Here is a 23,357-nt window from a genome sequence, read left to right on the forward strand (position 1 = left end):
GTTCCGGTCCCGGGCCCGGCGCGGGATGCCCCAGTTCTGGGCCCAGACCCGGTGCCGGACCGCCTGGTCCCACCGCCCGACACCACCACGCGGCCCGCCCCGCAGACGCCGAGCACGCCCGCCCCACCTCCCGGCCCCGGTCCCGTCTCCCGCCCCACCGCACCAACCGTTCGCAGGCCCGCGGCGCCTTGAGCCCCGCGGGGAGCGCCCAACCGCTCCGGCGCCCCCGCTGCAGCGGCTCGGCCGCCAAATCCGGGCTGGCGTCCGCCAGATGCTCGGAACTGTGCGGTTCCGGCATCGCCTGACGTCCCACCAGACGAACGAGCAGGCCCTCCTCGACGACCAGGTTGTGCGGTCCGCCGCGCGGGGGCGTGGAGCGTAGTCATGCCTGTGCGGTCCGTACAATCGGTGCTCGCAGCTCCACCGGCGCCGGAGGCTAATCCGGTACGGAGTCGCATCACCGGCGCGATAGGCTCGGTGACACGACTTTCTCGATGTTCAGGCACGTTTCAGGGAGCGGGTGCACACAGTGTCCGGTGGAGAGGTGGCCGGGATCCTGGTGGCCGTCTTCTGGGCGATCCTGGTCTCCTTCCTCGCGGTGGCTCTCGCGAGGCTGGCCCAGACGCTCAGGGCGACCACCAAGCTCGTGGCGGACGTGACCGACCAGGCCGTCCCGCTGCTGGCCGACGCCTCCGCGGCGGTGCGCTCCGCGCAGACCCAGATCGAACGGGTCGACGCGATCGCCTCCGACGTGCAGGAGGTCACCTCCAACGCCTCCGCGCTGTCCACCACCGTCGCCTCCACCTTCGGCGGCCCCCTCGTCAAGGTCGCCGCCTTCGGCTACGGCGTGCGCCGTGCCCTGAGCGGCCGCAAGGACGAGGCGCCCGCCCGGGCGCCGGGGCGCACCGTGATCGTGGGCCGTACCGTCCCGGGCGCGCGCCGCGACCGGCGCAGCCGCGGGACCTCCCGGGGAAAGAGAGACTGACCCAGCGATGTTCCGCCGTACGTTCTGGTTCACCACCGGCGTCGCAGCCGGCGTGTGGGCCACCACCAAGGTCAACCGCAAGCTCAAGCAGCTGACGCCCGAGCACCTCGCCGTCGCCGCGGCGAACAAGGCGCTCGAGGCCGGTGGCCGGCTGAAGGACCGCGCGGTGGACTTCGCGCTCGAGGTCCGCGACAACATGGCCCGGCGCGAGGCCGAACTCGGCGACGCGCTCGGGCTCAACGCCCCCGTCGACCGCGAACTGCCCGCCCCCCGGCACTACGCCGTCATCGAGAACCGCAGCAGACCCCCGTACGCCGAGGGCCTGACGTACAAGACGTACCCGTACAACCGGAATGAGGACCACTGATGGAGTCGGCCGAGATCCGCCGCCGCTGGCTGAGCTTCTTCGAGGAGCGCGGGCACACCGTCGTCCCGTCGGCGTCGCTCATCGCGGACGACCCGACTCTGCTGCTCGTCCCGGCCGGCATGGTGCCCTTCAAGCCCTACTTCCTGGGCGAGGTCAAGCCGCCCTTCCCGCGCGCCACCAGCGTCCAGAAGTGCGTGCGCACGCCGGACATCGAAGAGGTCGGCAAGACCACCCGGCACGGCACGTTCTTCCAGATGTGCGGCAACTTCTCCTTCGGCGACTACTTCAAGGAAGGCGCCATCAAGCTCGCCTGGGAGCTGCTCACCACGCCCCAGGACAAGGGCGGTTACGGCCTTGAGCCCGACCGTCTGTGGATCACCGTGTACGAGGACGACGACGAGGCCGAGCAGATCTGGCGCGACGTCATCGGCGTGCCGGCCGAGCGGATCCAGCGCCTGGGCAAGAAGGACAACTTCTGGGACATGGGCGTCCCCGGCCCGTGCGGCCCCTGCTCCGAGATCAACTACGACCGCGGCCCCGAGTTCGGCCCCGAGGGCGGCCCCGCCGTCAACGACGAGCGGTACGTGGAGATCTGGAACCTCGTCTTCATGCAGTACGTGCGGGGCGAGGGGCCCGGCAAGGACTACCCGATCCTCGGCGAACTGCCCAGCAAGAACATCGACACCGGCCTCGGCCTCGAGCGGCTCGCCATGATTCTGCAGGGCGTGCGGAACATGTACGAGATCGACACCTCGATGGCCGTGATCGAGAAGGCCACCGAGCTGACCGGCGTCCGCTACGGCGACTCCGAGGACTCGGACGTGTCCCTGCGCGTGGTCACCGACCACATGCGCACCGCCACCATGCTCATCGGCGACGGTGTCACCCCGGGCAACGAGGGCCGCGGCTATGTGCTGCGCCGCATCATGCGCCGCGCCATCCGCAACATGCGCCTGCTCGGCGCCACCGGCCCGGTCGTCAAGGACCTGATCGACGTCGTCATCGGCATGATGGGCCAGCAGTACCCGGAGCTGATCACCGACCGCGAGCGCATCGAGAAGGTCGCCCTCGCCGAGGAGAACGCCTTCCTCAAGACCCTCAAGGCCGGCACCAACATCCTCGACACCGCCGTCGCCGAGACCAAGGCCGCCGGCTCCACCGTGCTGCCCGGCGACAAGGCCTTCCTGCTCCACGACACCTGGGGCTTCCCGATCGACCTCACCCTGGAGATGGCCGCCGAGCAGGGCCTGTCCGTGGACGAGGAGGGCTTCCGCCGCCTGATGAAGGAGCAGCGGGAGCGCGCCAAGGCCGACGCCCAGGCCAAGAAGACCGGCCACGCCGACCTCGGCGCCTACCGCGAGATCGCCGACCGGGCCGGCGCCACCGACTTCATCGGCTACACCGACACCGAGGGCGAGTCCACGATCGTGGGCATCCTCGTCGACGGCGTCTCCTCCCCGGCCGCCACCGAGGGCGACGAGGTCGAGGTCGTCCTGGACCGCACCCCGTTCTACGCCGAGGGCGGCGGCCAGATCGGCGACACCGGCCGGATCAAGACCGACGCCGGTGCCGTCATCGAGGTCCGCGACACCCAGAAGCCGGTCCCGGGCGTCTACGTGCACAAGGGCGTCGTCCAGGTCGGCGAGGTCACCGTCGGCGCCAAGGCCCACGCCGCCATCGACGCCCCCCGGCGCAAGGCCATCGCCCGCGCCCACTCGGCCACCCACCTCACCCACCAGGCCCTGCGCGACGCCCTCGGCCCGACGGCCGCCCAGGCCGGTTCGGAGAACCAGCCCGGCCGCTTCCGCTTCGACTTCGGCTCGCCGTCCGCCGTGCCGCAGACGGTGATGCTCGACGTCGAGCAGAAGATCAACGAGGTGCTCGCCCGCGACCTCGACGTCCACGCCGAGATCATGGGCATCGACGAGGCCAAGAAGCAGGGCGCCATCGCCGAGTTCGGCGAGAAGTACGGCGACCGGGTGCGCGTGGTGACCATCGGCGACTTCTCCAAGGAGCTGTGCGGCGGCACCCACGTCCACAACACCGCCCAGCTGGGCCTGGTGAAGCTGCTCGGCGAGTCCTCCATCGGCTCCGGTGTGCGCCGCATCGAGGCCCTCGTCGGCGTCGACGCCTACAGCTTCCTCGCCCGCGAGCACACGGTCGTCAACCAGCTCACCGAACTGCTCAAGGGCCGCCCCGAGGAGCTGCCCGAGAAGGTCTCCGCGATGCTCGGCCGGCTGAAGGACGCCGAGAAGGAGATCGAGAAGTTCCGCGCCGAGAAGGTGCTGCAGGCCGCCGCCGGTCTCGCCGAGTCCGCCAAGGACATCCACGGCGTCGCCGTGGTCACCGGCCAGGTGCCGGACGGCACCACCGCCGACGACCTGCGCAAGCTGGTCCTCGACGTGCGCGGCCGCATCCGGGGCGGACGGGCCGCCGTGGTCGCCCTGTTCACCGTGAACAACGGCAAGCCGCTCACGGTGATCGCCACCAACGAGGCCGCCCGCGAGCGCGGTCTGAAGGCCGGTGAGCTGGTGCGCACCGCCGCCAAGACCCTCGGCGGCGGCGGTGGCGGCAAGCCGGACGTCGCCCAGGGCGGCGGCCAGAACCCGGCCGCCGTCGGCGAGGCCGTCCAGGCCGTCGAGCGCCTGGTCGCGGAGACGGCCAAGTAATGCGCAGGGGACGCCGTCTCGCCGTCGACGTCGGGGACGCCCGCATCGGGGTCGCCTCCTGCGACCCCGACGGGATCCTCGCCACACCGGTCGAGACCGTCCCCGGCCGGGACGTGCCGGCCGCGCACCGGCGCCTGCGGCAACTCGTCGAGGAGTACGAGCCCATCGAGGTCGTGGTCGGTCTCCCTCGCTCCCTCAAGGGGGGCGAGGGCCCGGCCGCCGCCAAGGTGCGCGCCTTCGCCCAGGAGCTGGCCAAGGGCATCGCCCCCGTCCCGGTGCGGCTCGTCGACGAACGTATGACGACCGTCACGGCGAGCCAGGGACTGCGCGCCTCGGGCGTGAAGTCCAAGAAGGGCAGATCGGTCATCGACCAGGCAGCGGCCGTGATCATCCTGCAGCAGGCCCTCGAATCCGAACGGGTGTCAGGCAATGCACCCGGCGAGGGCGTCGAAGTGGTCATCTGATCGCGATACGGTAACGTTCCGCGCGATGCGGCGGTGTTCGAACAGCCGCCGCACAGAGAGAGGCGGAAGACAGCCGCGGTCTTCAGGTGGCCCGGCGGTCACCGCCTCGCGGCTCTAGGGGATCGATGACTGAGTATGGCCGGGGCCAAGGCTCCGAACCGTGGCATCCGGACGACCCGTTGTACGGGGACGGCGGATGGGGAGGGCAGCAGGCCGATCAGGGCTCGCAGGCTCCCTACGCCGGCCAGCCGCAGCAGCATTACCCGCAGCAGTCGCACACGCACCAGCAGTACGGAGACTGGGGCACCGCCGAGCAGAACGGATACGGCGGACACGAGCAGAACGGATACGGCGGACAGCAGTATCCGCAGTACGACCAGCAGTACGCCCACCAGCAGCAGCACCAGCAGCACTACGACACCGGCGGCTGGCACACCGGCACCCACCCGCAGGACCCCTACGCCGCCACGCCGCAGGACCCCTACGGACAGGGCGGCGGCTACCCGGGGCAGCAGTCCGGCTACGGGCAGCAGTCCGACTACTACGGCAGCCCGGAGGCCTACCCTCCGCCCGAGCCGCCCAGCCGCAGGCGCGCCGCCCCCGAACCCGAGCCCGAGCCGCCGACCGACTGGGATCCCGGACCCGACCAGGGCGAACACGCCTTCTTCGCGGGCGGCGGTGACGACGAGGACGACGAGCCGGGCGACCGCCGCCGCCGGGGCGGCAAGGGCGGCAAGGAGAAGAAGCGCCGCAGCGGCTGCGCCTGCCTGGTGGTGGCCCTGGTCCTCGGCGGCGGTCTGGCCGGTGCGGGCTATTACGGCTGGCAGTTCTACCAGGATCGTTTCGGCAGCGCCCCGGACTTCGCGGGCGACGGCAACGGGCAGAAGGTGACCGTCACCATCCCCAAGGGCGCCACCGGCGCGGTCATCGGCCAGCAGCTGAAGAAGGCCGGCGTGGTCAAGAGCGTCGACGCCTTCGTGGCGGCGCAGGCGGGCAACCCCCAGGGCAAGTCCATCCAGGACGGCGTCTACACGCTGGAGAAGCAGATGTCGGCCGCGAGCGCGGTCGAGCTGATGCTCAGCCCGGAGAGCCGCAACAACCTGATCATCCGCGAGGGACTGCGCAACGCGCAGGTCTACGAACTCATCGACAAACGCCTCGAACTCAAAGCGGGCACCACCGCGAAGATCGCCAAGGAGAAGGCGGACCAGCTCGGCCTCCCCGGCTGGGCTAAGGGCCACAAGAACGTCAAGGACCCGCTGGAAGGGTTCCTCTTCCCGTCCAGCTACGGCGTCTCCAAGGGGCAGAAGCCCGAGGACGTCCTCAAGAACATGGTCGAGCAGGCCAACAAGGTCTACGAGAAGCTCGGCGTCGAGGCGAAGGCCAAGGGACTCGGTCTCAAGGACCCCTGGCAGCTCGTCACCGTCGCCAGCCTCGTCCAGGCCGAGGGCACCAGCCACAGCGACTTCCGCAAGATGGCCGAGGTCATCTATAACCGGCTCGAGCCCGGCAACACCGAGACCAACGGCATGCTGGAGTTCGACTCCACGTACAACTACATCAAGAACCAGAGCAAGATCGACCTCTCGCTCTCCGAACTCCGCAACTACGACAACCCGTACAACACGTACTACTACAAGGGCCTGCCGCCCGGCCCCATCGGCAACCCCGGTGAGGAAGCGGTCAAGGGCGCGCTCAACCCGACCGACGACGGCTGGTACTACTTCATCTCGCTCGACGGGAAGACCAGCGAGTTCACCAAGACCAACGCCGAGCACCAGAAGCTGGTCGACAAGTTCAACGCCTCGAGGAAGAACGGATGACCTCACCGCGCCGGGCTGCCGTCCTCGGCTCCCCGATCGCACACTCCCTCTCCCCGGTGCTGCACCGCACCGCCTACGCCGAGCTGGGGCTCGAGGGGTGGACGTACGACCGCTTCGAGGTCGACGAGAAGGCACTGCCCGGATTCTTCGAGACGCTGGGGCCCGAGTGGGCGGGCCTGTCGCTGACCATGCCGCTGAAGCGGGCGGTGATCCCGCTGCTGGACTCGATCAGCGACACCGCCGCCTCGGTCGACGCCGTGAACACCGTCGTCTTCACCGCCGACGGCCGGCGGACCGGGGACAACACCGACATCCCCGGCATGGTGGCCGCCCTGCGCGAGCACGGCATCGACACGGTGGACCGCGCCGCCGTCCTCGGCGCCGGCGCCACCGCCTCCTCCTCCCTCGCCGCCCTCGCCCGGATCTGCACCGGCGAGGTCACCGTCTACGTGCGCAGCGAGGCGCGCGCCGCCGAGATGCGCCGGTGGGCCGAGCGGCTCCAGGTCGAGGTGCGCATCGCCGACTGGGCCGACGCCGAACAGGCCCTGCACGCCCCGCTGGTGATCACCACCACGCCGGCCGGGGTCACCGACCCGCTCGCCCGCGCCGTCCCGGAACGCCCGGCCGCCCTCTTCGACGTCCTCTACGACCCCTGGCCGACCGCCCTCGCCGCCCGCTGGTCGGCGTACGGCGGGGCGGTGATCAGCGGGCTCGACCTGCTGGTGCACCAGGCCGTCCTCCAGGTCGAGCAGATGACGGGACGGTCCCCGGCGCCGCTGGAGGCGATGCGAAAAGCCGGCGAGCGGGCGCTGGCGAACCGCTAAGATCCACTCGCTGTTCCGCAGGGGGCGGAGCAGGGGAGGGGAGCGACGTCCATGTCCACCGCGTCCACCGGCATCGAGCTGGCAGGCTGGAAGACCCAGATCGTCGAGTCACTGCTGGGCTTTCTGCCCGACTGGGTGCAGATCACGGTGTACGCCCTGGTGGCGCTCGCCGTCCTCGCCTACTGGGTCCTGAAGATCAAGCGCAAGATCGCCCAGCGGCGGGCCGCCCGCTCCGGGCAGCCGGTCCCCGCCGCCGCTCAGCCCGGCCAGGGCCGGGGCACTGACTACCTCGGTCCTTACGCCCCGCAGAACGCGCAGCCCGCGCCGCCCGCACCGGCCCAGCAGCAGAGCGGGGCGGACTTCCTCGGCGCCTACGCCCCGCAGCGGCGCCCGCAGGACGGCTGACGCGGGCGTCCGTCCGTCTGATGGACCGGCGACCGGGCACCCGGCCCGGACGTGGGAGGATCGGAGGTGGCGGGCCGGGGCAGCGCGCACCCCGTTCACGCCACAGCCGCGCGCGAGGACGCGCGTGCGCAGGGCAGTACACCGGGCGCGAGCACTGAGGAGCACCGTTGAGCAGGTTGCGCTGGCTGACCGCGGGGGAGTCCCACGGTCCCGCACTCGTCGCGACGCTGGAGGGTCTTCCCGCCGGCGTGCCGATCACCACGGACATGGTGGCGGACCATCTCGCGAGGCGGCGGCTGGGCTACGGTCGCGGTGCCCGGATGAAGTTCGAGCGCGACGAGGTGACCTTCCTCGGCGGCGTACGGCACGGCCTCACCCTCGGCTCCCCGGTCGCGATCATGGTCGGCAACACCGAGTGGCCCAAGTGGGAGCAGGTCATGGCGGCCGACCCCGTGGACCCGGAGGTGCTGGCCGGCCTCGCGCGCAACGCGCCGCTGACCCGCCCCCGGCCCGGCCACGCCGACCTGGCCGGCATGCAGAAGTACGGCTTCGACGAGGCCCGTCCGGTGCTGGAGCGCGCCTCCGCCCGGGAGACGGCGGCCCGGGTCGCGCTGGGCGCGGTCGCCCGCTCGTACCTGAAGGAGACGACCGGCATCGAGATCGTCTCCCACGTGGTCGAGCTGTGCTCGGTCAAGGCACCGCAGGGCGTCTACCCGACCCCGGCCGACGTCGAGAAGCTCGACGCCGACCCGCTGCGCTGCCTGGACGCGGACACCTCGAAGGCGATGGTCGCGGAGGTCGACCAGGCGCACAAGGACGGCGACACGCTCGGCGGCGTGGTCGAGGTGCTGGCCTACGGCGTCCCCGTGGGCCTCGGCTCGCACGTCCACTGGGACCGCAAGCTGGACGCCCGGCTGGCCGGGGCGCTCATGGGCATCCAGGCCATCAAGGGCGTCGAGATCGGCGACGGCTTCGAACTCGCCCGTGTCCCCGGCTCCAAGGCGCACGACGAGATCGTCAACACGCCCGAGGGCATCCGGCGGGTCTCCGGCCGCTCCGGCGGCACCGAGGGCGGCCTGTCCACCGGCGAGCTGCTGCGCGTCCGCGCCGCGATGAAGCCGATCGCCACCGTCCCGCGTGCCCTGAGGACGGTGGACGTCACCACCGGCGAGCCGGCGCAGGCCCACCACCAGCGCTCCGACGTCTCCGCCGTCCCCGCGGCCGGCATCGTCGCCGAGGCCATGGTGGCGCTGGTCCTCGCGGACGCGGTCGCGGAGAAGTTCGGCGGTGACAGCGTCACCGAGACCCGCCGCAACGTCCGCTCCTACCTCGACAACCTGGCCATCCGATGAGCGCACCGCTGATCGTGCTGGTCGGCCCGATGGGCGTGGGCAAGTCCACCGTGGGGCGCATCCTCGCCGAGCGGCTGGGCACCGGCTTCCGGGACACCGACGACGACGTGGTCGCCGCCGAGGGCCGCTCCATCTCCGACATCTTCGTCGACGACGGCGAGCCCGCCTTCCGCGCCCTGGAGAAGCAGGCGGTACGCAGGGCCCTCGCCGAGCACGAGGGCATCCTCGCCCTCGGCGGCGGCGCCGTGCTGGACGCCGACACCCGCGCCCTCCTCGCCGGGCTGCGGGTCGTCTACCTCTCCATGGACGTCGAGGAGGCGGTCAAGCGCACCGGCCTCAACGCCGCCCGCCCCCTGCTCGCGGTCAACCCGCGCAAGCAGTGGCGCGAACTGATGGAGGCCAGGCGGCACCTGTACGAGGAGGTCGCCACCGCCGTCGTCCCCACCGACGGCCGCACCCCCGACGAGGTCGCCCAAGCCGTCCTGGACGCACTGCAGTTGCCCGCACCCACCGGGGGAGCGACCCCCGGGCCCCGGCAGGAGGAAGCCATGCCAGCCCCCGTCACCCGGATCCACGTCGGCGGCACCGCGGGCACCGAACCCTATGACGTCCTGGTCGGCCGTCAACTCCTCGGCGAGCTGGCCGGACTGATCGGCACCAAGGCCAAGCGGGTCGCCGTCATCCACCCCGAGGCGCTCGCCGAGACCGGCGAGGCGCTCCGCGCCGACCTGGCCGGACAGGGCTACGAGACCATCGCCGTCCAGGTGCCCAACGCCGAGGAGGCCAAGACCGCCGAGGTCGCCGCCTACTGCTGGAAGGCGCTCGGCCAGTCCGGCTTCACCCGCACCGACGTCATCGTCGGCGTCGGCGGCGGCGCCACCACCGACCTGGCCGGCTTCGTCGCGGCGACCTGGCTGCGCGGCGTCCGCTGGATCGCCGTCCCCACCACGGTCCTGGCCATGGTGGACGCGGCCGTCGGCGGCAAGACGGGCATCAACACCGCCGAGGGCAAGAACCTCGTCGGCGCCTTCCACCCGCCCGCCGGCGTCCTGTGCGACCTCGCCGCCCTCGACTCCCTCTCGGTCAACGACTACGTCTCCGGCCTCGCCGAGGTCATCAAGGCCGGCTTCATCGCCGACCCGGTGATCCTCGACCTCATCGAGTCCGACCCGCAGGCCGCGCGCACCCCGGCCGGTCCGCACACCGCCGAGCTCATCGAGCGCTCGATCCGGGTGAAGGCCGAGGTGGTCTCCTCCGATCTGAAGGAGTCCGGCCTGCGCGAGATCCTCAACTACGGCCACACCCTGGGCCATGCCATCGAGAAGAACGAGCGCTACAAGTGGCGCCACGGCGCCGCCGTGTCCGTCGGCATGCACTTCGCCGCCGAACTCGGACGCCTGGCCGGCCGCCTGGACGACGCCACGGCCGACCGCCACCGCACGATCCTCGAAGCGGTGGGCCTGCCGCTGCACTACCGCTACGACCAGTGGCCCAAGCTGCTGGAGACGATGAAGGTCGACAAGAAGTCCCGCGGGGACCTGCTGCGTTTCATCGTCCTGGACGGCCTCGCCAAGCCCACGGTGCTGGAGGGTCCCGACCCGGCCGTCCTGCTCGCCGCATACGGCGAGGTCGGCGAGTAATCGACCCCGATCAGCCCGGCATGACGGGCACTCAGGGCCGCCCTCGCCCGTTCACACCATGACGACCGGGGGCGGTACCGTTCGGTACGCAGCGGGGTCACCCCCTGCTGTCAGCGCCCCAACGCCTGTACGAGACGGAGTGGCACCGGATGCAGCATGCAGTGGGTTCTCCGCTGCCGCCGCCCCATCAGCCGGGGCAGGGACCGGCCACCGGCTGGTCACCGGCCGCACACCACCCGGGTCCGCACCAAGGGCCCGCACCCATGCCCGCGCCGCCACAGGCGCCGGGCGGCTGTCCCGTGCCCCCGCCGCCACCCCCCGCGGGTGCTCAGCACCCCTCGGCGCCGCCGCCCGACACCACCGGACATGTGCCGCTGCCCCCGGGCGGCCCCGTCGCCGTACCGAACCCGCCCCAGGCCACCGCGCCGCCCGACCCGACCGCCACCACCATCGCGGTGCTGCTCATAGGCCCCGCCGGTGCGGGCAAGACGAGCGTGGCGAAGTACTGGGCCGACCACCGGCGCGTCCCCACCGCCCACATCAGCCTGGACGACGTGCGCGAATGGGTCCGCTCCGGCTTCGCCGATCCGCAGGCCGGGTGGAACGACAACTCCGAGGCGCAGTACCGGCTGGCCCGCCGCACCTGCGGCTTCGCCGCGCGCAACTTCCTCGCCAACGGCATCTCGTGCATCCTCGACGACGCGGTGTTCCCCGACCGCCCGGTCGTCGGCCTCGGCGGCTGGAAGCGCCACGTGGGCCCCGGGCTGCTCCCGGTCGTCCTTCTCCCCGGACTGGAGATCGTCCTCGAACGCAACGCGGAGCGCACGGGCAACCGCCGGCTGAGCGACGAGGAGGTCGCCCGCATCCACGGCCGCATGGCCGGCTGGTACGGCTCCGGTCTGCCGATCATCGACAACTCCCAGATGGACATACCGGAAACGGCAAAGGTCCTGGACGAGGTCCTGGCCCGGGCCATCGCAAGTCCCCTGAAGTGGTAAGCGCACCCGGCGCGGGTGCGGGCCGGGGGTGGGTGTCGCTCACCGGCGCTGGCGGGGTGCCGCTGCGCCCTCCCTCCCCCACACTCGACTTCGCTCGAGCGGGGGGACCCCCATCGCCCCAGGCGGCACGAAATCCCGCTGCTGGGTCGGCACGACGGCCCCGGCTAGGCGCGCACGACGGCCCCGGCTAGGCGCGCACGACGGCGCGCGCTGGGTGGGCACGGCTGCCCGCAGCGAGGTGGAGCGCGACGGTCCCTGGCTGGGCGGCGCACGAAAGCGCGCAGCTGCGTGGGTGGCGAAGCCGGGATGGAGCCGCCGGCGGTGGTCGGCGTGAGGGGGTGTGGTGGTGGGGCGGAGGGGGCCGCTTACCAGAGCCCCACGCCGGGTGCCTGTGGCAGCGCAGGAAGGGGCGCGACTGCGGCCCCCTCCGTCACGCCGCCGCACCCCCGACCCACCACCCGGCGCCGACCACGCACCCGCAGCCGGGACACCTCCCGCACCCGAACCTGCAGCGCACCCGGGACCCCGCACCCGAACGTGCAGCCGCACCCCCGACCCACCCCACCCCGCTCACCCCCCACTCGGCCCCGCTCGACCGGCGACATTCGGGCGGAGTGCATACGCTCGGTGCATGTCAGAGGTGTACGCGGTCCGCCGTACCCGGCTCCGGGAATGCTGCAATGCGGGCGGCAGCGCGGCGGCGCTGGTGTCCCGGCCCGCCAATGTGCGCTACCTCGCCGGCCCCGCCCCCGAGGGCGCCGTCCTCCTGCTGGGCCGTACCGACGACGTCCTCGTCTGCCCCGGCACACCCGACGACCGTGCCCCCGGCACCCCCGGGTCCCGCCCCGACGAGAACCTCCCCGTCCGCCTCGCCCCCGGCGCCAGCGCCGACCCCGCCCTGACAGCCGCCGCCCTCGCGGCCTCCCAGGGCGCCGACTCCCTCGCCGTCGAGGAGCACCACCTCACCGTCAGCCGCCACCGCGCCATCCGCTCCGCCGCCCCCACCCTCCGCCTCGCCGACATCGGCGGCGCCGTCGAGCAGCTCAGGGTCGTCAAGGACGAGGAGGAGATCTCCTGCCTCCGCATCGGCGCCGAGATCGCCGACCAGGCCCTCGGCGAACTCCTGGAATCCATCCTCGTCGGCCGCACCGAACGCCACCTCGCCCTGGAGCTGGAGCGCCGCCTCGTCGACCACGGCGCCGACGGCCCCGCGTTCCCCACCTCCGTCGGCACCGGACCCAACGCCGGCCGCCGCGGCCACCGCCCCACCGACCGCCGCGTCGAGGAGGGCGACTTCCTCTCCGTCTGCCTGGGCGCCACCTATCGCGGCTACCGCTGCGAGATCGGCCGCACATTCGTCATCGGCACCGCGCCCGCCGACTGGCAGATCGAGCTCTACGACCTCGTCTTCGCCGCCCAGCGCGCCGGCCGGGAGTCCCTGGTGCCCGGCGCGGCCTGCCGCAGCGTGGACCACGCCGCCCGCCAGGTACTGGACTCCGCGGGCTACGCCGACGCCCTCCATCCGCTCACCGGTCACGGTGTGGGACTCGAAATCGACGAGGACCCTCAGCTGGCCCCGTCGGCCATGGGTAAACTGGACGCTTGCGTGCCGGTCACCGTCGAACCGGGGGTCCACCTCCCGGGCCGGGGCGGTGTCCGGATCGATGACACGCTCGTCGTCCGCCCCGAGGCGGATGGCGGACCCGAGCTACTCACCATTACGACCAAGGAGCTGCTCGCGCTCTAGCCCTCACGCTGTGCGCATGTCCGCCCCGGGGTCGTCCACGTCAGTCCAGTCCAGGAGAATCCTCAACCGTGGCTTCCACGAACGACCTCAAGAACGGCATGGTGCTCAAGCTCGAAGGCGGCCAGCTCTGGTCCGTCGTCGAGTTCCAGCACGTCAAGCCCGGCAAGGGCCCGGCCTTCGTGCGCACCAAGCTGAAGAACGTGCTTTCCGGCAAGATCGTCGACAAGACCTTCAACGCCGGTGTCAAGGTCGAAACGGCCACCGTCGACAAGCGTGACATGCAGTTCTCCTACATGGACGGCGACTACTTCGTCTTCATGGACATGGAGACCTACGACCAGCTGCACGTGGACCGCAAGGTCGTCGGCGACGCCGCCAACTTCCTCGTCGAGGGATTCGAGGCCACCGTCGCCCAGCACGACGGCGAGGTGCTCTTCGTCGAGCTCCCGGCCGCCGTCGAGCTGACCGTCGCCGAGACCGAGCCCGGCGTCCAGGGCGACCGCTCCACCGGTGGCACCAAGCCCGCGACGCTGGAGACCGGCCACCAGATCCAGGTCCCGCTCTTCATCACCACCGGTGAGAAGATCAAGGTCGACACCCGTACCAGCGACTACCTCGGCCGGGTGAACAGCTAACCGTGGCTGCCCGCAACACGGCCCGCAAGCGTGCCTTCCAGATCCTCTTCGAGGGCGACCAGCGCGGCGCCGACGTCCGGACCGTGCTCGCCGACTGGGTCCGGCACTCGCGCACCGACCCCCGGCAGCCGCCGGTCAGCGAGTACACGATGCAGCTCGTCGAGGGCTACGCGGACCACGCGAAGCGGATCGACGAGCTGATCTCGCAGTACGCGGTCGGCTGGACGCTGGACCGGATGCCGGTGGTGGACCGCAACATCCTCCGACTCGGCGCCTACGAGCTGATCTGGGTCGACGAGACGCCGGACGCGGTGGTGCTGGACGAGATGGTGCAGCTCGCCAAGGAGTTCTCCACCGACGAGTCGCCCTCGTTCATCAACGGCCTGCTCGGCCGGCTGAAGGAGCTGAAGCCGTCGCTGCGCCGCGAGGCGTGAGCGGCACCGCAGGGCGCACCGCGCACCAGGCACCGCAAGGCGCACCGCGCACGAGCACGACAAAGCCGCCGGGGTGGGCGGAACCGACCGGTTCCGCCCACCCCGGCGGCACGTTTCTGCTCAGGCCCGCGACGACTTACGCGTCCTCGTGCGTGGCCACCGCGCGACGCGCGTCCGCGTCCAGGACGCCCCAGCTGATCAGCTGCTCGGTGAGGACCGAGGGCGACTGGTCGTAGATGACGGCGAGGGTGCGCAGGTCGTCCTGGCGGATCGAGAGCACCTTGCCGTTGTAGTCGCCGCGCTGGGACTGGATCGTCGCCGCGTAGCGCTGCAGCGGGCCCGCCTTCTCGGCCGGCACCGTGGCCAGCCGCTCGAGGTCGAGGACCAGCTTCGGCGGCGGCTCGGCGGCACCGCCAGGGGTCGTGCCCGGCAGCAGCTCCTGCACCGGGACGCCGTAGAAGTCCGCCAGCTCCGCGAGGCGCTGAACGGTCACCGCGCGGTCGCCGCGCTCGTACGAACCGACCACGACCGCCTTCCAGCGTCCCTGGGACTTCTCCTCCACGCCGTGGAGGGAAAGGCCCTGCTGGGTGCGGATCGCCCGGAGCTTCGCCCCGAGCTGTTTGGCGTATTCGCTGGACATATAGCTCCCCGGCACTGGGTCGACGCGGCGGGAGGGGTTCCTGCCGCGCAGCTGGTAACTCACTGTGAGGTTACGCAGAGTTACTCTCGTGCGTCAAGCCGAATGGTCCACACCGACTCTTCCGTGCTAACGAAGATCGCTTACGCCGAACGGGTGATCGCGGCCGCCTCCGGGAGTGACCAGGGGGCCGCCGGGGGTTTCGGGGCGACCTGATACGGTGGGTGACGCAATCCCGACGTCCTTTAAGGTCCGTCCCGTGAGGCGGAGAAGGAGGTCCGTTTCGTATGGACAAGCAGCAGGACCCGTCGTCCGATGCGCAACCTGCCGCACGAGCCGTACTCGAGGCTCCTGACATCGCGCGCGTCCTGACCCGCATCGCCCACGAGATCGTCGAACGCGCCAAGGGCGCCGACGACGTGGTGCTCCTCGGCATCCCCACCCGCGGCGTCTTCCTCGCCCAGCGGCTCGCCGCCAAGCTCGAGCAGATCACCGAGCGCAAGGTCCCGGTCGGCTCGCTCGACATCACCATGTACCGCGACGACCTGCGCATGCACCCGCCGCGTGCGCTGGCCCGCACCGACATCCCCGGTGACGGCATCGACGGCCGTCTGGTCGTCCTCGTCGACGACGTGCTCTTCTCCGGCCGCACCATCCGCGCCGCCCTCGACGCGCTCAACGACATCGGCCGCCCCCGCGCGGTGCAGCTCGCCGTGCTCGTCGACCGCGGCCACCGTGAACTGCCCATCCGCGCCGACTACGTCGGCAAGAACCTCCCCACGTCGCTGCGGGAGACGGTCAAGGTCCAGCTCGCCGAGGAGGACGGTCGCGACACCGTGCTGCTCGGTGCCAAGCGGACCGGTCAGTAGCCAGCAGAACAGCAGAGCCGGCACCGCGTGCCCCGGTGTGCCCGCGTACGACCGCCCGGCTGTCCGCCCAGGCCCGGTTCTGCCCTGGTTCTGCTCCGGTTCTTCCTGAATCTCCCGAATGAACTGCCTTACGGAGCCTGACAGATGCAGCGTCATCTCATCTCGGCCGCCGACCTCACCCGCGACGACGCCGTCCTGATCCTCGACACCGCCGAGGAGATGGCCCGGGTCGCGGACCGGCCCATCAAGAAACTGCCCACCCTGCGCGGCCGCACCGTGGTCAACCTCTTCTTCGAGGACTCCACCCGCACCCGGATCTCCTTCGAGGCCGCCGAGAAGCGGCTGTCCGCCGACGTCATCAACTTCTCCGCCAAGGGCTCCAGCGTCTCCAAGGGCGAGTCGCTGAAGGACACCGCGCAGACCCTGGAGGCGATGGGCGTCGACGCCGTGGTCATCCGGCACGGAGCCTCCGGCGCCCCCTACCGCCTGGCCACCTCCGGCTGGATCGACGCCCATGTCATCAACGCCGGCGACGGCACCCACCAGCACCCCACCCAGGCGCTGCTCGACGCCTTCACCATGCGGCGCCGGCTGATCGGCCCGGACGCCGGGATCGGCCAGGACCTCTCCGGCCGCCGCATCACCATCGTCGGGGACGTCCTGCACAGCCGGGTCGCCCGCTCCAACGTCGACCTGCTGCACACCCTCGGCGCCGAGGTCACCCTGGTCGCCCCGCCCACCCTGCTGCCGGTCGGCGTCGACACCTGGCCCTGCGAGGTCTCCTACGACCTCGACTCCACGCTGCCCAAGTCGGACGCCGTGATGATGCTGCGCGTCCAGCGCGAGCGGATGAACGCCGCGTTCTTCCCCACCGAGCGCGAGTACTCCCGCCGCTACGGCCTCGACGGCGACCGCATGGCGCGGATGCCCGAGCACGCCGTCGTGATGCACCCCGGCCCGATGGTCCGCGGCATGGAGATCACCGCCGAGGTCGCCGACTCCCCCCGCTGCACCGTGACCGAGCAGGTCACCAACGGTGTCTCCATCCGGATGGCCGTCCTCTACCTGCTGCTGGGCGGCAACGAGCCCGCCGTCACCCCCGCCCGTACCACCGAGGAGAAGTAAGACAGATGAGCAAGACCCTGATCCGTGGTGCGAAGGTGCTCGGCGGCGAGGCGCGGGACGTCCTGATCGACGGCGAGACCATCGCCGAGGTCGGCACCGGGCTGTCCGCCGAGGGCGCCGAGGTGGTCGAGGCCGGCGGCAAGGTGCTGCTCCCCGGCCTGGTCGACCTGCACACCCATCTGCGCGAGCCCGGCCGCGAGGACTCCGAGACGGTCCTCACCGGCACCCGCGCGGCGGCGAGCGGCGGCTACACCTCCGTGTTCGCCATGGCCAACACGTTCCCCGTCGCCGACACCGCCGGCGTGGTCGAGCAGGTGTGGCGGCTCGGCAGGGAGCACGGCTACTGCGACGTGCAGCCGATCGGCGCCGTCACCGTCGGCCTGGAGGGGCAGAAGCTCGCCGAGCTGGGCGCCATGCACGAGTCGGCCGCCGCGGTCACCGTCTTCTCCGACGACGGCAAGTGCGTCCACGACGCCGTGATCATGCGGCGCGCGCTGGAGTACGTGAAGGCCTTCGGCGGGGTGATCGCCCAGCACGCGCAGGAGCCGCGGCTGACCGAGGGCGCCCAGATGAACGAGGGGGTCGTCTCCGCCGAGCTGGGTCTCGGCGGCTGGCCGGCCGTCGCCGAGGAGTCGATCATCGCCCGGGACGTGCTGCTCGCCGACCACGTCGGCTCCCGCGTCCACATCTGTCACCTGTCGACCGCCGGGTCCGTGGAGATCGTCCGCTGGGCCAAGTCCCGCGGTATCGACGTCACCGCCGAGGTCACCCCGCACCACCTGCTGCTCACCGACGAGCTGGTGCGCACCTACAACCCGGTCTACAAGGTCAACCCGCCGCTGCGCACCGAGCGCGACGTGATGGCGCTGCGCGAGGCGCTGGCCGACGGCACCATCGACATCGTCGCCACCGACCACGCCCCGCACCCGCACGAGGACAAGGACTGCGAGTGGGCCGCGGCCGCCATGGGCATGGTGGGCCTGGAGACCGCGCTGTCGGTGGTCCAGGAGACCATGGTCGACACCGGCCTGCTGGACTGGGCCGGTGTCGCCGACCGCATGTCCTTCACGCCCGCGCGCATCGGACGGGCCGAGGGCCACGGCCGGCCCGTCTCGGCAGGTGAGCCGGCCAACCTCACCCTCGTCGACACCGCCTACCGTGGCCCGGTGGACCCCGCGGGCTTCGCCTCACGCAGCCGCAACACCCCCTATGAGGGACGTGAGCTGCCGGGCCGTGTCACCCACACCTGGCTGCGGGGCAAGGCCACGCTCGTCGACGGGAAGCTCACGTGACACCTCTGATCCTGCTGGCCGCCGAGAAGGAATCGGCGGAAGTGACCGACTGGGCCGCCCGCATCGGCTGGGTCGTCGGCCTCGCCCTGTTCGTCGCGCTCGTCTACTGGCTGATGCGCGAGGGCTGGAAGTGGCGCGGCACGCTCCAGAGCGACCTGCCGGAGCTGCACAGCGCGCCGGACGAGCCCGGTCCGGCCAGACTGAGCATGAGCGGCCGCTATCACGGCTCCACCACCGCGGGGCAGTGGCTCGACCGCATCGTGGCGCACGGCCTGGGCACTCGCAGCCGGGCCGAGCTCACGCTCACCGACGCGGGACTGGACGTCGTGCGCCCCGGCGCGCAGGACTTCTTCATCCCGGCTCACGCGCTGCGCGGCGCCCGGCTCGACAAGGGCATCGCCGGCAAGGTCCTCACCGAGGGCGGCCTGCTGGTGGTGACCTGGGAGCACGGCGAGCGGCTGATCGACTCCGGCTTCCGCTCCGACCACGCCGCCGAACACACCGAGTGGGTCGGCACCCTCAATTCCATGACCGAGACCAACAGCACGGAAGGCGCCGAACGATGACGACCTCCACCAGGGGAGCGGCCTCGCACAGGCACACTGCTCCCGCCGTACTCGTCCTCGAGGACGGCCGGATGTTCCGCGGCCGTGCCTACGGGGCCGTGGGGGTGACCTTCGGCGAAGCCGTGTTCTCCACCGGGATGACCGGCTACCAGGAGACCCTCACCGACCCCTCGTACCACCGCCAGGTGGTCGTGATGACCGCCCCGCACATCGGCAACACCGGGGTCAACGACGAGGACATGGAGTCCCGGAAGATCTGGGTCTCCGGCTATGTCGTGCGTGACCCCGCACGCGTCCCCTCCAGCTGGCGCTCCCGCCGCACCCTCGACGACGAGCTGCGCGCCCAGGGCGTCGTCGGCATCTGCGGCATCGACACCCGCGCCCTCACCCGCCATCTGCGCGAGCGCGGCGCCATGCGCGTCGGCATCTTCTCCGGCGAGGCGCTGCCCGACGCGGGCACCATGCTCGCCGAGGTGCGCCAGGCCCCCGAGATGAAGGGCGCCGACCTCTCCGCCGAGGTGTCCACCACCGAGCCGTACGTGGTGCCCGCGATCGGCGAGAAGAAGTACACGGTCGCCGCCGTCGACCTCGGCATCAAGGGCATGACCCCGCACCGCATGGCCGAGCGCGGCATCGAGGTGCACGTCCTGCCCGCCACGGCGAGCGTCGAGGACGTCTACGCCGTCGATCCGGACGGGGTGTTCTTCTCCAACGGCCCCGGCGACCCGGCCACCGCCGACCACCCCGTCGCGGTCATGCAGGCCGTGCTGGAGCGCGGCACCCCGCTGTTCGGCATCTGCTTCGGCAACCAGATCCTCGGCCGCGCCCTCGGCTTCGGCACCTACAAGCTGAAGTACGGCCACCGCGGCATCAACCAGCCCGTGCAGGACCGCACCACCGGCAAGGTGGAGGTCACCGCGCACAACCACGGCTTCGCCGTCGACGCCCCGCTCGACAAGGTCTCCGAGACCCCCTACGGCCGCGTGGAGGTCTCCCACGTCTGCCTCAACGACAACGTGGTGGAGGGCCTCAGGCTGCTCGACAAGCCGGCCTTCAGCGTCCAGTACCACCCCGAAGCGGCAGCGGGCCCGCACGACGCCGCCTACCTGTTCGACCGCTTCGTCAACCTGATGGAGGGCCAGCGTGCCTAAGCGCACCGATATCCAGTCCGTCCTGGTCATCGGCTCCGGCCCGATCGTCATCGGCCAGGCCGCCGAGTTCGACTACTCCGGCACCCAGGCGTGCCGGGTGCTCAAGGCCGAGGGCCTGCGCGTCATTCTGGTCAACTCCAACCCGGCGACGATCATGACGGACCCGGAGATCGCCGACGCCACCTACGTCGAGCCGATCACCCCCGAGTTCGTCGAGAAGATCATCGCCAAGGAGCGTCCCGACGCCCTGCTGCCCACCCTGGGCGGCCAGACGGCCCTGAACACCGCGATCTCCCTCCACGAGAACGGCGTCCTGGAGAAGTACGGCGTCGAGCTGATCGGCGCCAATGTGGCGGCGATCCGCAAGGGCGAGGACCGCGACGAGTTCAAGGAGGTCGTCGAGGCGGTCCGCAGGAAGACCGGCCACGGCGAGTCCGCCCGCTCCTACATCTGCCACTCCATGGACGACGTCCTCAAGGGCGTCGAGGAGCTCGGCGGCTACCCGGTCGTGGTCCGGCCCTCCTTCACCATGGGCGGCGCCGGCTCCGGCTTCGCGCACGACGAGGAGGAACTGCGCCGCATCGCCGGCCAGGGCCTCGCCCTGTCGCCGACCACCGAGGTGCTCCTGGAGGAGTCCATCCTCGGCTGGAAGGAGTACGAGCTGGAGCTGATGCGCGACAAGCACGACAACGTCGTGGTCGTCTGCTCCATCGAGAACTTCGACCCCATGGGCGTGCACACCGGTGACTCGATCACCGTGGCGCCGGCGATGACCCTCACCGACCGCGAGTACCAGATCCTGCGCGACATCGGCATCGCCGTGATCCGCGAGGTCGGCGTCGACACCGGCGGCTGCAACATCCAGTTCGCGGTCAACCCGGCCGACGGCCGCGTCATCGTGATCGAGATGAACCCGCGCGTGTCGCGCTCCTCGGCGCTCGCCTCCAAGGCGACCGGCTTCCCCATCGCCAAGATCGCCGCCAAGCTCGCCGTCGGCTACACCCTCGACGAGATCCCCAACGACATCACCCAGGAGACCCCGGCCTCCTTCGAGCCGACCCTGGACTACGTGGTCGTCAAGGCGCCCCGCTTCGCCTTCGAGAAGTTCCCCAGCGCCGACTCCACGCTGACCACCACCATGAAGTCGGTCGGCGAGGCCATGGCCATCGGCCGCAACTTCACCGAGGCCTTCCAGAAGGCGCTGCGCTCGCTGGAGAAGAAGGGCAGCCAGTTCACCTTCACCGGCGACCCCGGCGACAAGGACGAGCTGCTCCGGGAGTGCCGGCGCCCGACCGACGGCCGCGTCAACACCGTGATGCAGGCCATCCGCGCCGGCGCCACCCCCGAGGAGATCTTCGAGCACACCAGGATCGACCCCTGGTTCGTCGACCAGCTCTTCCTGATCAAGGAGATCGCCGACGAGCTCGCCGAGGCGGCCGAGCTGACCCCGGAGCTGCTCGCCGAGGCCAAGCGGCACGGCTTCTCCGACCAGCAGATCGGCGAGATCCGCGGCCTGCGCGAGGACGTGGTCCGCGAGGTCCGGCACGCCCTCGGCATCCGCCCGGTCTACAAGACGGTCGACACCTGCGCCGCCGAGTTCGCCGCGCGGACCCCGTACTTCTACTCGTCCTACGACGAGGAGACCGAGGTCGCACCGCGCGAGAAGCCGGCCGTGATCATCCTGGGCTCCGGCCCGAACCGCATCGGCCAGGGCATCGAGTTCGACTACTCCTGCGTCCACGCCTCCTTCGCGCTGAGCGACGCCGGGTACGAGACCGTGATGGTCAACTGCAACCCGGAGACCGTCTCCACCGACTACGACACCTCCGACCGCCTGTACTTCGAGCCGCTCACGCTCGAGGACGTGCTGGAGGTCGTCCACGCCGAGCAGCAGGCGGGGCCGGTCGCCGGGGTGATCGTCCAGCTCGGCGGGCAGACCCCGCTCGGCCTGTCCCAGGCGCTCAAGGACAACGGGGTGCCGATCGTCGGCACCCCGCCCGAGGCCATCCACGCCGCCGAGGACCGCGGCGCCTTCGGCCGGGTCCTGAAGGAGGCCGGCCTGCCGGCCCCGAAGCACGGCACCGCGACCACCTTCGCCGAGGCCAAGGCCATCGCCGACGAGATCGGCTACCCGGTCCTCGTCCGTCCCTCCTACGTGCTGGGCGGACGCGGCATGGAGATCGTCTACGACGAGGCGCGGCTGGAGGCGTACATCGCCGAGTCGACCGAGATCAGCCCGTCCCGGCCGGTCCTGGTCGACCGGTTCCTCGACGACGCGATAGAGATCGACGTGGACGCGCTCTACGACGGCCACGAGCTGTACCTCGGCGGCGTCATGGAGCACATCGAGGAGGCCGGCATCCACTCCGGCGACTCGGCGTGCGCGCTGCCCCCGATCACCCTTGGCGGCTTCGACATCAAGCGGCTGCGCGCCTCCACCGAGGCCATCGCCCGCGGCGTCGGCGTGCGGGGACTGATCAACATCCAGTTCGCGATGGCCGGCGACATCCTCTACGTCCTCGAGGCCAATCCGCGCGCCTCGCGCACCGTGCCCTTCACCTCGAAGGCGACCGCGGTGCCGCTGGCCAAGGCCGCCGCCCGGATCTCGCTCGGCGCCACCATCGCCGAGCTGCGCGCCGAGGGGCTGCTCCCGGCGACGGGCGACGGCGGCGAGCTGCCGCTGGACGCGCCGATCTCCGTGAAGGAGGCCGTGATGCCCTGGTCCCGCTTCCGGGACATCCACGGCCGCGGGGTGGACACCGTGCTCGGTCCGGAGATGCGCTCCACCGGCGAGGTCATGGGCATCGACAACGTCTTCGGCACGGCGTACGCCAAGTCGCAGGCGGGCGCCTACGGGCCGCTGCCGACGAAGGGACGGGCGTTCATCTCGGTCGCCAACCGCGACAAGCGCTCGATGATCTTCCCGGCGCGCGAGCTGGTGGCGCACGGGTTCGAGCTGCTCGCGACCTCCGGCACGGCCGAGGTGCTCAAGCGCAACGGCATCAACGCCAAGGTGGTGCGCAAGCACTCCGAGGGCCCCGGCCCCGGCGGCGAGAAGACCATCGTGCAGCTCATCCACGACGGCGAGGTCGACCTGATCGTCAACACCCCGTACGGCACCGGCGGCCGCCTCGACGGCTACGACATCCGCACGGCGGCGGTGGCCCGCTCGGTGCCCTGCCTGACGACGGTCCAGGCGCTGGCGGCGGCGGTCCAGGGCATCGACGCCCTGAACCGCGGTGAGGTCAGCGTCCGCTCGCTGCAGGAGCACGCCGAGCACCTCATCGCGGCCCGCGACTAGCGCTCCGCGAAAGGCCGTGTCCACAGCCGCGGTCCGGTTGTGGCTGGTCGCGCAGTAACCCGCGCCCCCCCCG

20 protein-coding genes are annotated in these 23,357 nt (G+C 71.4%); 19 read left to right on the top strand and 1 reads right to left on the bottom strand.

What is annotated here, in order from left to right; genetic code table 11:
* The first annotated feature begins 529 nt into the window (after positions 1 to 529).
* From ABD207_RS05785 to nusB, 13 genes are all read left to right on the top strand, one after another.
* Positions 530 to 985 carry a DUF948 domain-containing protein gene (locus tag ABD207_RS05785; protein ID WP_167990679.1) on the top strand — a complete coding sequence of 152 codons (456 nt, stop codon included), beginning with the start codon at positions 530 to 532 and terminating at the stop codon, positions 983 to 985.
* A gap of 7 nt (positions 986 to 992) precedes the next feature.
* Complete coding sequence (locus tag ABD207_RS05790; RefSeq protein ID WP_344002173.1) at positions 993 to 1,352, top strand: hypothetical protein; 360 nt, start codon at positions 993 to 995, stop codon at positions 1,350 to 1,352.
* Positions 1,352 to 4,021: an alanine--tRNA ligase gene (gene alaS, locus ABD207_RS05795; RefSeq protein ID WP_344010555.1), complete on the top strand. Its 2,670-nt coding sequence runs from the start codon at positions 1,352 to 1,354 to the stop codon at positions 4,019 to 4,021. The genes ABD207_RS05790 and alaS overlap by 1 nt, the downstream gene beginning before the upstream one ends.
* Positions 4,021 to 4,485, top strand: a complete 465-nt coding sequence (gene ruvX, locus ABD207_RS05800) for a Holliday junction resolvase RuvX (RefSeq protein WP_344002167.1) — start codon at positions 4,021 to 4,023, stop codon at positions 4,483 to 4,485. Before alaS ends, ruvX begins: the two co-directional genes overlap by 1 nt.
* Positions 4,486 to 4,610: 125 nt before the next feature.
* On the top strand, positions 4,611 to 6,308 hold the full coding sequence (gene mltG / locus ABD207_RS05805; protein ID WP_344010557.1) for an endolytic transglycosylase MltG: 1,698 nt from the start codon (positions 4,611 to 4,613) through the stop codon (positions 6,306 to 6,308).
* The gene (locus tag ABD207_RS05810; protein WP_344010558.1) at positions 6,305 to 7,132 is read left to right on the top strand and encodes a shikimate dehydrogenase; all 828 of its coding nucleotides are present in this window, start codon (positions 6,305 to 6,307) and stop codon (positions 7,130 to 7,132) included. The genes mltG and ABD207_RS05810 overlap by 4 nt, the downstream gene beginning before the upstream one ends.
* A 51-nt stretch (positions 7,133 to 7,183) precedes the next feature.
* Positions 7,184 to 7,537, top strand: a complete 354-nt coding sequence (locus ABD207_RS05815) for a hypothetical protein (RefSeq protein WP_344010560.1) — start codon at positions 7,184 to 7,186, stop codon at positions 7,535 to 7,537.
* 167 nt (positions 7,538 to 7,704) lie between these two features.
* Positions 7,705 to 8,889, top strand: a complete 1,185-nt coding sequence (gene aroC / locus ABD207_RS05820) for a chorismate synthase (protein WP_344010562.1) — start codon at positions 7,705 to 7,707, stop codon at positions 8,887 to 8,889.
* On the top strand, positions 8,886 to 10,529 hold the full coding sequence (gene aroB, locus ABD207_RS05825) for a 3-dehydroquinate synthase (RefSeq protein WP_344010564.1): 1,644 nt from the start codon (positions 8,886 to 8,888) through the stop codon (positions 10,527 to 10,529). The genes aroC and aroB overlap by 4 nt, the downstream gene beginning before the upstream one ends.
* 149 nt (positions 10,530 to 10,678) lie before the next feature.
* Positions 10,679 to 11,527: a Pro-rich N-terminal domain-containing protein gene (locus ABD207_RS05830; RefSeq protein WP_344010566.1), complete on the top strand. Its 849-nt coding sequence runs from the start codon at positions 10,679 to 10,681 to the stop codon at positions 11,525 to 11,527.
* A 631-nt stretch (positions 11,528 to 12,158) separates the two neighbouring features.
* Complete coding sequence (locus ABD207_RS05835; RefSeq protein WP_344010568.1) at positions 12,159 to 13,274, top strand: aminopeptidase P family protein; 1,116 nt, start codon at positions 12,159 to 12,161, stop codon at positions 13,272 to 13,274.
* 68 nt (positions 13,275 to 13,342) lie between these two features.
* Positions 13,343 to 13,909 (top strand): elongation factor P, encoded by a 567-nt coding sequence (efp, locus tag ABD207_RS05840; RefSeq protein ID WP_167990694.1) that lies wholly within the window; start codon positions 13,343 to 13,345, stop codon positions 13,907 to 13,909.
* A gap of 2 nt (positions 13,910 to 13,911) precedes the next feature.
* A complete protein-coding gene (gene nusB, locus ABD207_RS05845; RefSeq protein WP_344010570.1) occupies positions 13,912 to 14,343 on the top strand; it encodes a transcription antitermination factor NusB in 432 nt (143 codons plus the stop codon).
* Positions 14,344 to 14,479: 136 nt separating this feature from the next.
* Here nusB and bldD read toward each other — a convergent pair whose 3' ends face one another.
* Positions 14,480 to 14,983 (bottom strand): transcriptional regulator BldD, encoded by a 504-nt coding sequence (gene bldD / locus ABD207_RS05850; protein ID WP_020938842.1) that lies wholly within the window; start codon positions 14,981 to 14,983, stop codon positions 14,480 to 14,482.
* 284 nt (positions 14,984 to 15,267) lie between these two features.
* Between bldD and pyrR the strand changes: the two genes are divergently transcribed.
* The 6 genes from pyrR (at position 15,268) to carB (ending at position 23,284) form a co-directional block, all read left to right on the top strand.
* On the top strand, positions 15,268 to 15,849 hold the full coding sequence (gene pyrR / locus ABD207_RS05855; RefSeq protein WP_344010573.1) for a bifunctional pyr operon transcriptional regulator/uracil phosphoribosyltransferase PyrR: 582 nt from the start codon (positions 15,268 to 15,270) through the stop codon (positions 15,847 to 15,849).
* A 144-nt stretch (positions 15,850 to 15,993) separates the two neighbouring features.
* Positions 15,994 to 16,974: an aspartate carbamoyltransferase catalytic subunit gene (locus ABD207_RS05860; protein ID WP_167990699.1), complete on the top strand. Its 981-nt coding sequence runs from the start codon at positions 15,994 to 15,996 to the stop codon at positions 16,972 to 16,974.
* A 5-nt stretch (positions 16,975 to 16,979) separates the two neighbouring features.
* On the top strand, positions 16,980 to 18,266 hold the full coding sequence (locus ABD207_RS05865) for a dihydroorotase (RefSeq protein ID WP_344010576.1): 1,287 nt from the start codon (positions 16,980 to 16,982) through the stop codon (positions 18,264 to 18,266).
* The gene (locus ABD207_RS05870; protein ID WP_344010577.1) at positions 18,263 to 18,832 is read left to right on the top strand and encodes a PH-like domain-containing protein; all 570 of its coding nucleotides are present in this window, start codon (positions 18,263 to 18,265) and stop codon (positions 18,830 to 18,832) included. Before ABD207_RS05865 ends, ABD207_RS05870 begins: the two co-directional genes overlap by 4 nt.
* Positions 18,829 to 19,983 (top strand): glutamine-hydrolyzing carbamoyl-phosphate synthase small subunit, encoded by a 1,155-nt coding sequence (gene carA / locus ABD207_RS05875; RefSeq protein WP_344010580.1) that lies wholly within the window; start codon positions 18,829 to 18,831, stop codon positions 19,981 to 19,983. Before ABD207_RS05870 ends, carA begins: the two co-directional genes overlap by 4 nt.
* Positions 19,976 to 23,284 (top strand): carbamoyl-phosphate synthase large subunit, encoded by a 3,309-nt coding sequence (gene carB, locus ABD207_RS05880; protein WP_344010582.1) that lies wholly within the window; start codon positions 19,976 to 19,978, stop codon positions 23,282 to 23,284. The genes carA and carB overlap by 8 nt, the downstream gene beginning before the upstream one ends.
* Positions 23,285 to 23,357 lie beyond the last annotated feature (73 nt).

Origin of the sequence: Streptomyces thermospinosisporus (genome assembly GCF_039526425.1) — a bacterium.
Taxonomy (GTDB): Bacteria; Actinomycetota; Actinomycetes; order Streptomycetales; family Streptomycetaceae; genus Streptomyces; species Streptomyces thermocarboxydovorans.

Bases quoted from the DNA above. Each gene is read 5' to 3' on its own strand.
- carA (WP_344010580.1), top strand. From the start codon at position 18,829: ATGACGACCTCCACCAGGGGAGCGGCCTCGCACAGGCACACTGCTCCC.
- ABD207_RS05790 (WP_344002173.1), top strand. From the start codon at position 993: ATGTTCCGCCGTACGTTCTGGTTCACCACCGGCGTCGCAGCCGGCGTG.
- bldD (WP_020938842.1), bottom strand. From the start codon at position 14,983: ATGTCCAGCGAATACGCCAAACAGCTCGGGGCGAAGCTCCGGGCGATC.
- ABD207_RS05865 (WP_344010576.1), top strand. From the start codon at position 16,980: ATGAGCAAGACCCTGATCCGTGGTGCGAAGGTGCTCGGCGGCGAGGCG.
- ruvX (WP_344002167.1), top strand. From the start codon at position 4,021: ATGCGCAGGGGACGCCGTCTCGCCGTCGACGTCGGGGACGCCCGCATC.
- ABD207_RS05835 (WP_344010568.1), top strand. From the start codon at position 12,159: ATGTCAGAGGTGTACGCGGTCCGCCGTACCCGGCTCCGGGAATGCTGC.
- ABD207_RS05810 (WP_344010558.1), top strand. From the start codon at position 6,305: ATGACCTCACCGCGCCGGGCTGCCGTCCTCGGCTCCCCGATCGCACAC.
- mltG (WP_344010557.1), top strand. From the start codon at position 4,611: ATGACTGAGTATGGCCGGGGCCAAGGCTCCGAACCGTGGCATCCGGAC.
- pyrR (WP_344010573.1), top strand. From the start codon at position 15,268: ATGGACAAGCAGCAGGACCCGTCGTCCGATGCGCAACCTGCCGCACGA.
- ABD207_RS05860 (WP_167990699.1), top strand. From the start codon at position 15,994: ATGCAGCGTCATCTCATCTCGGCCGCCGACCTCACCCGCGACGACGCC.
- alaS (WP_344010555.1), top strand. From the start codon at position 1,352: ATGGAGTCGGCCGAGATCCGCCGCCGCTGGCTGAGCTTCTTCGAGGAG.
- ABD207_RS05830 (WP_344010566.1), top strand. From the start codon at position 10,679: ATGCAGCATGCAGTGGGTTCTCCGCTGCCGCCGCCCCATCAGCCGGGG.
- ABD207_RS05815 (WP_344010560.1), top strand. From the start codon at position 7,184: ATGTCCACCGCGTCCACCGGCATCGAGCTGGCAGGCTGGAAGACCCAG.
- aroB (WP_344010564.1), top strand. From the start codon at position 8,886: ATGAGCGCACCGCTGATCGTGCTGGTCGGCCCGATGGGCGTGGGCAAG.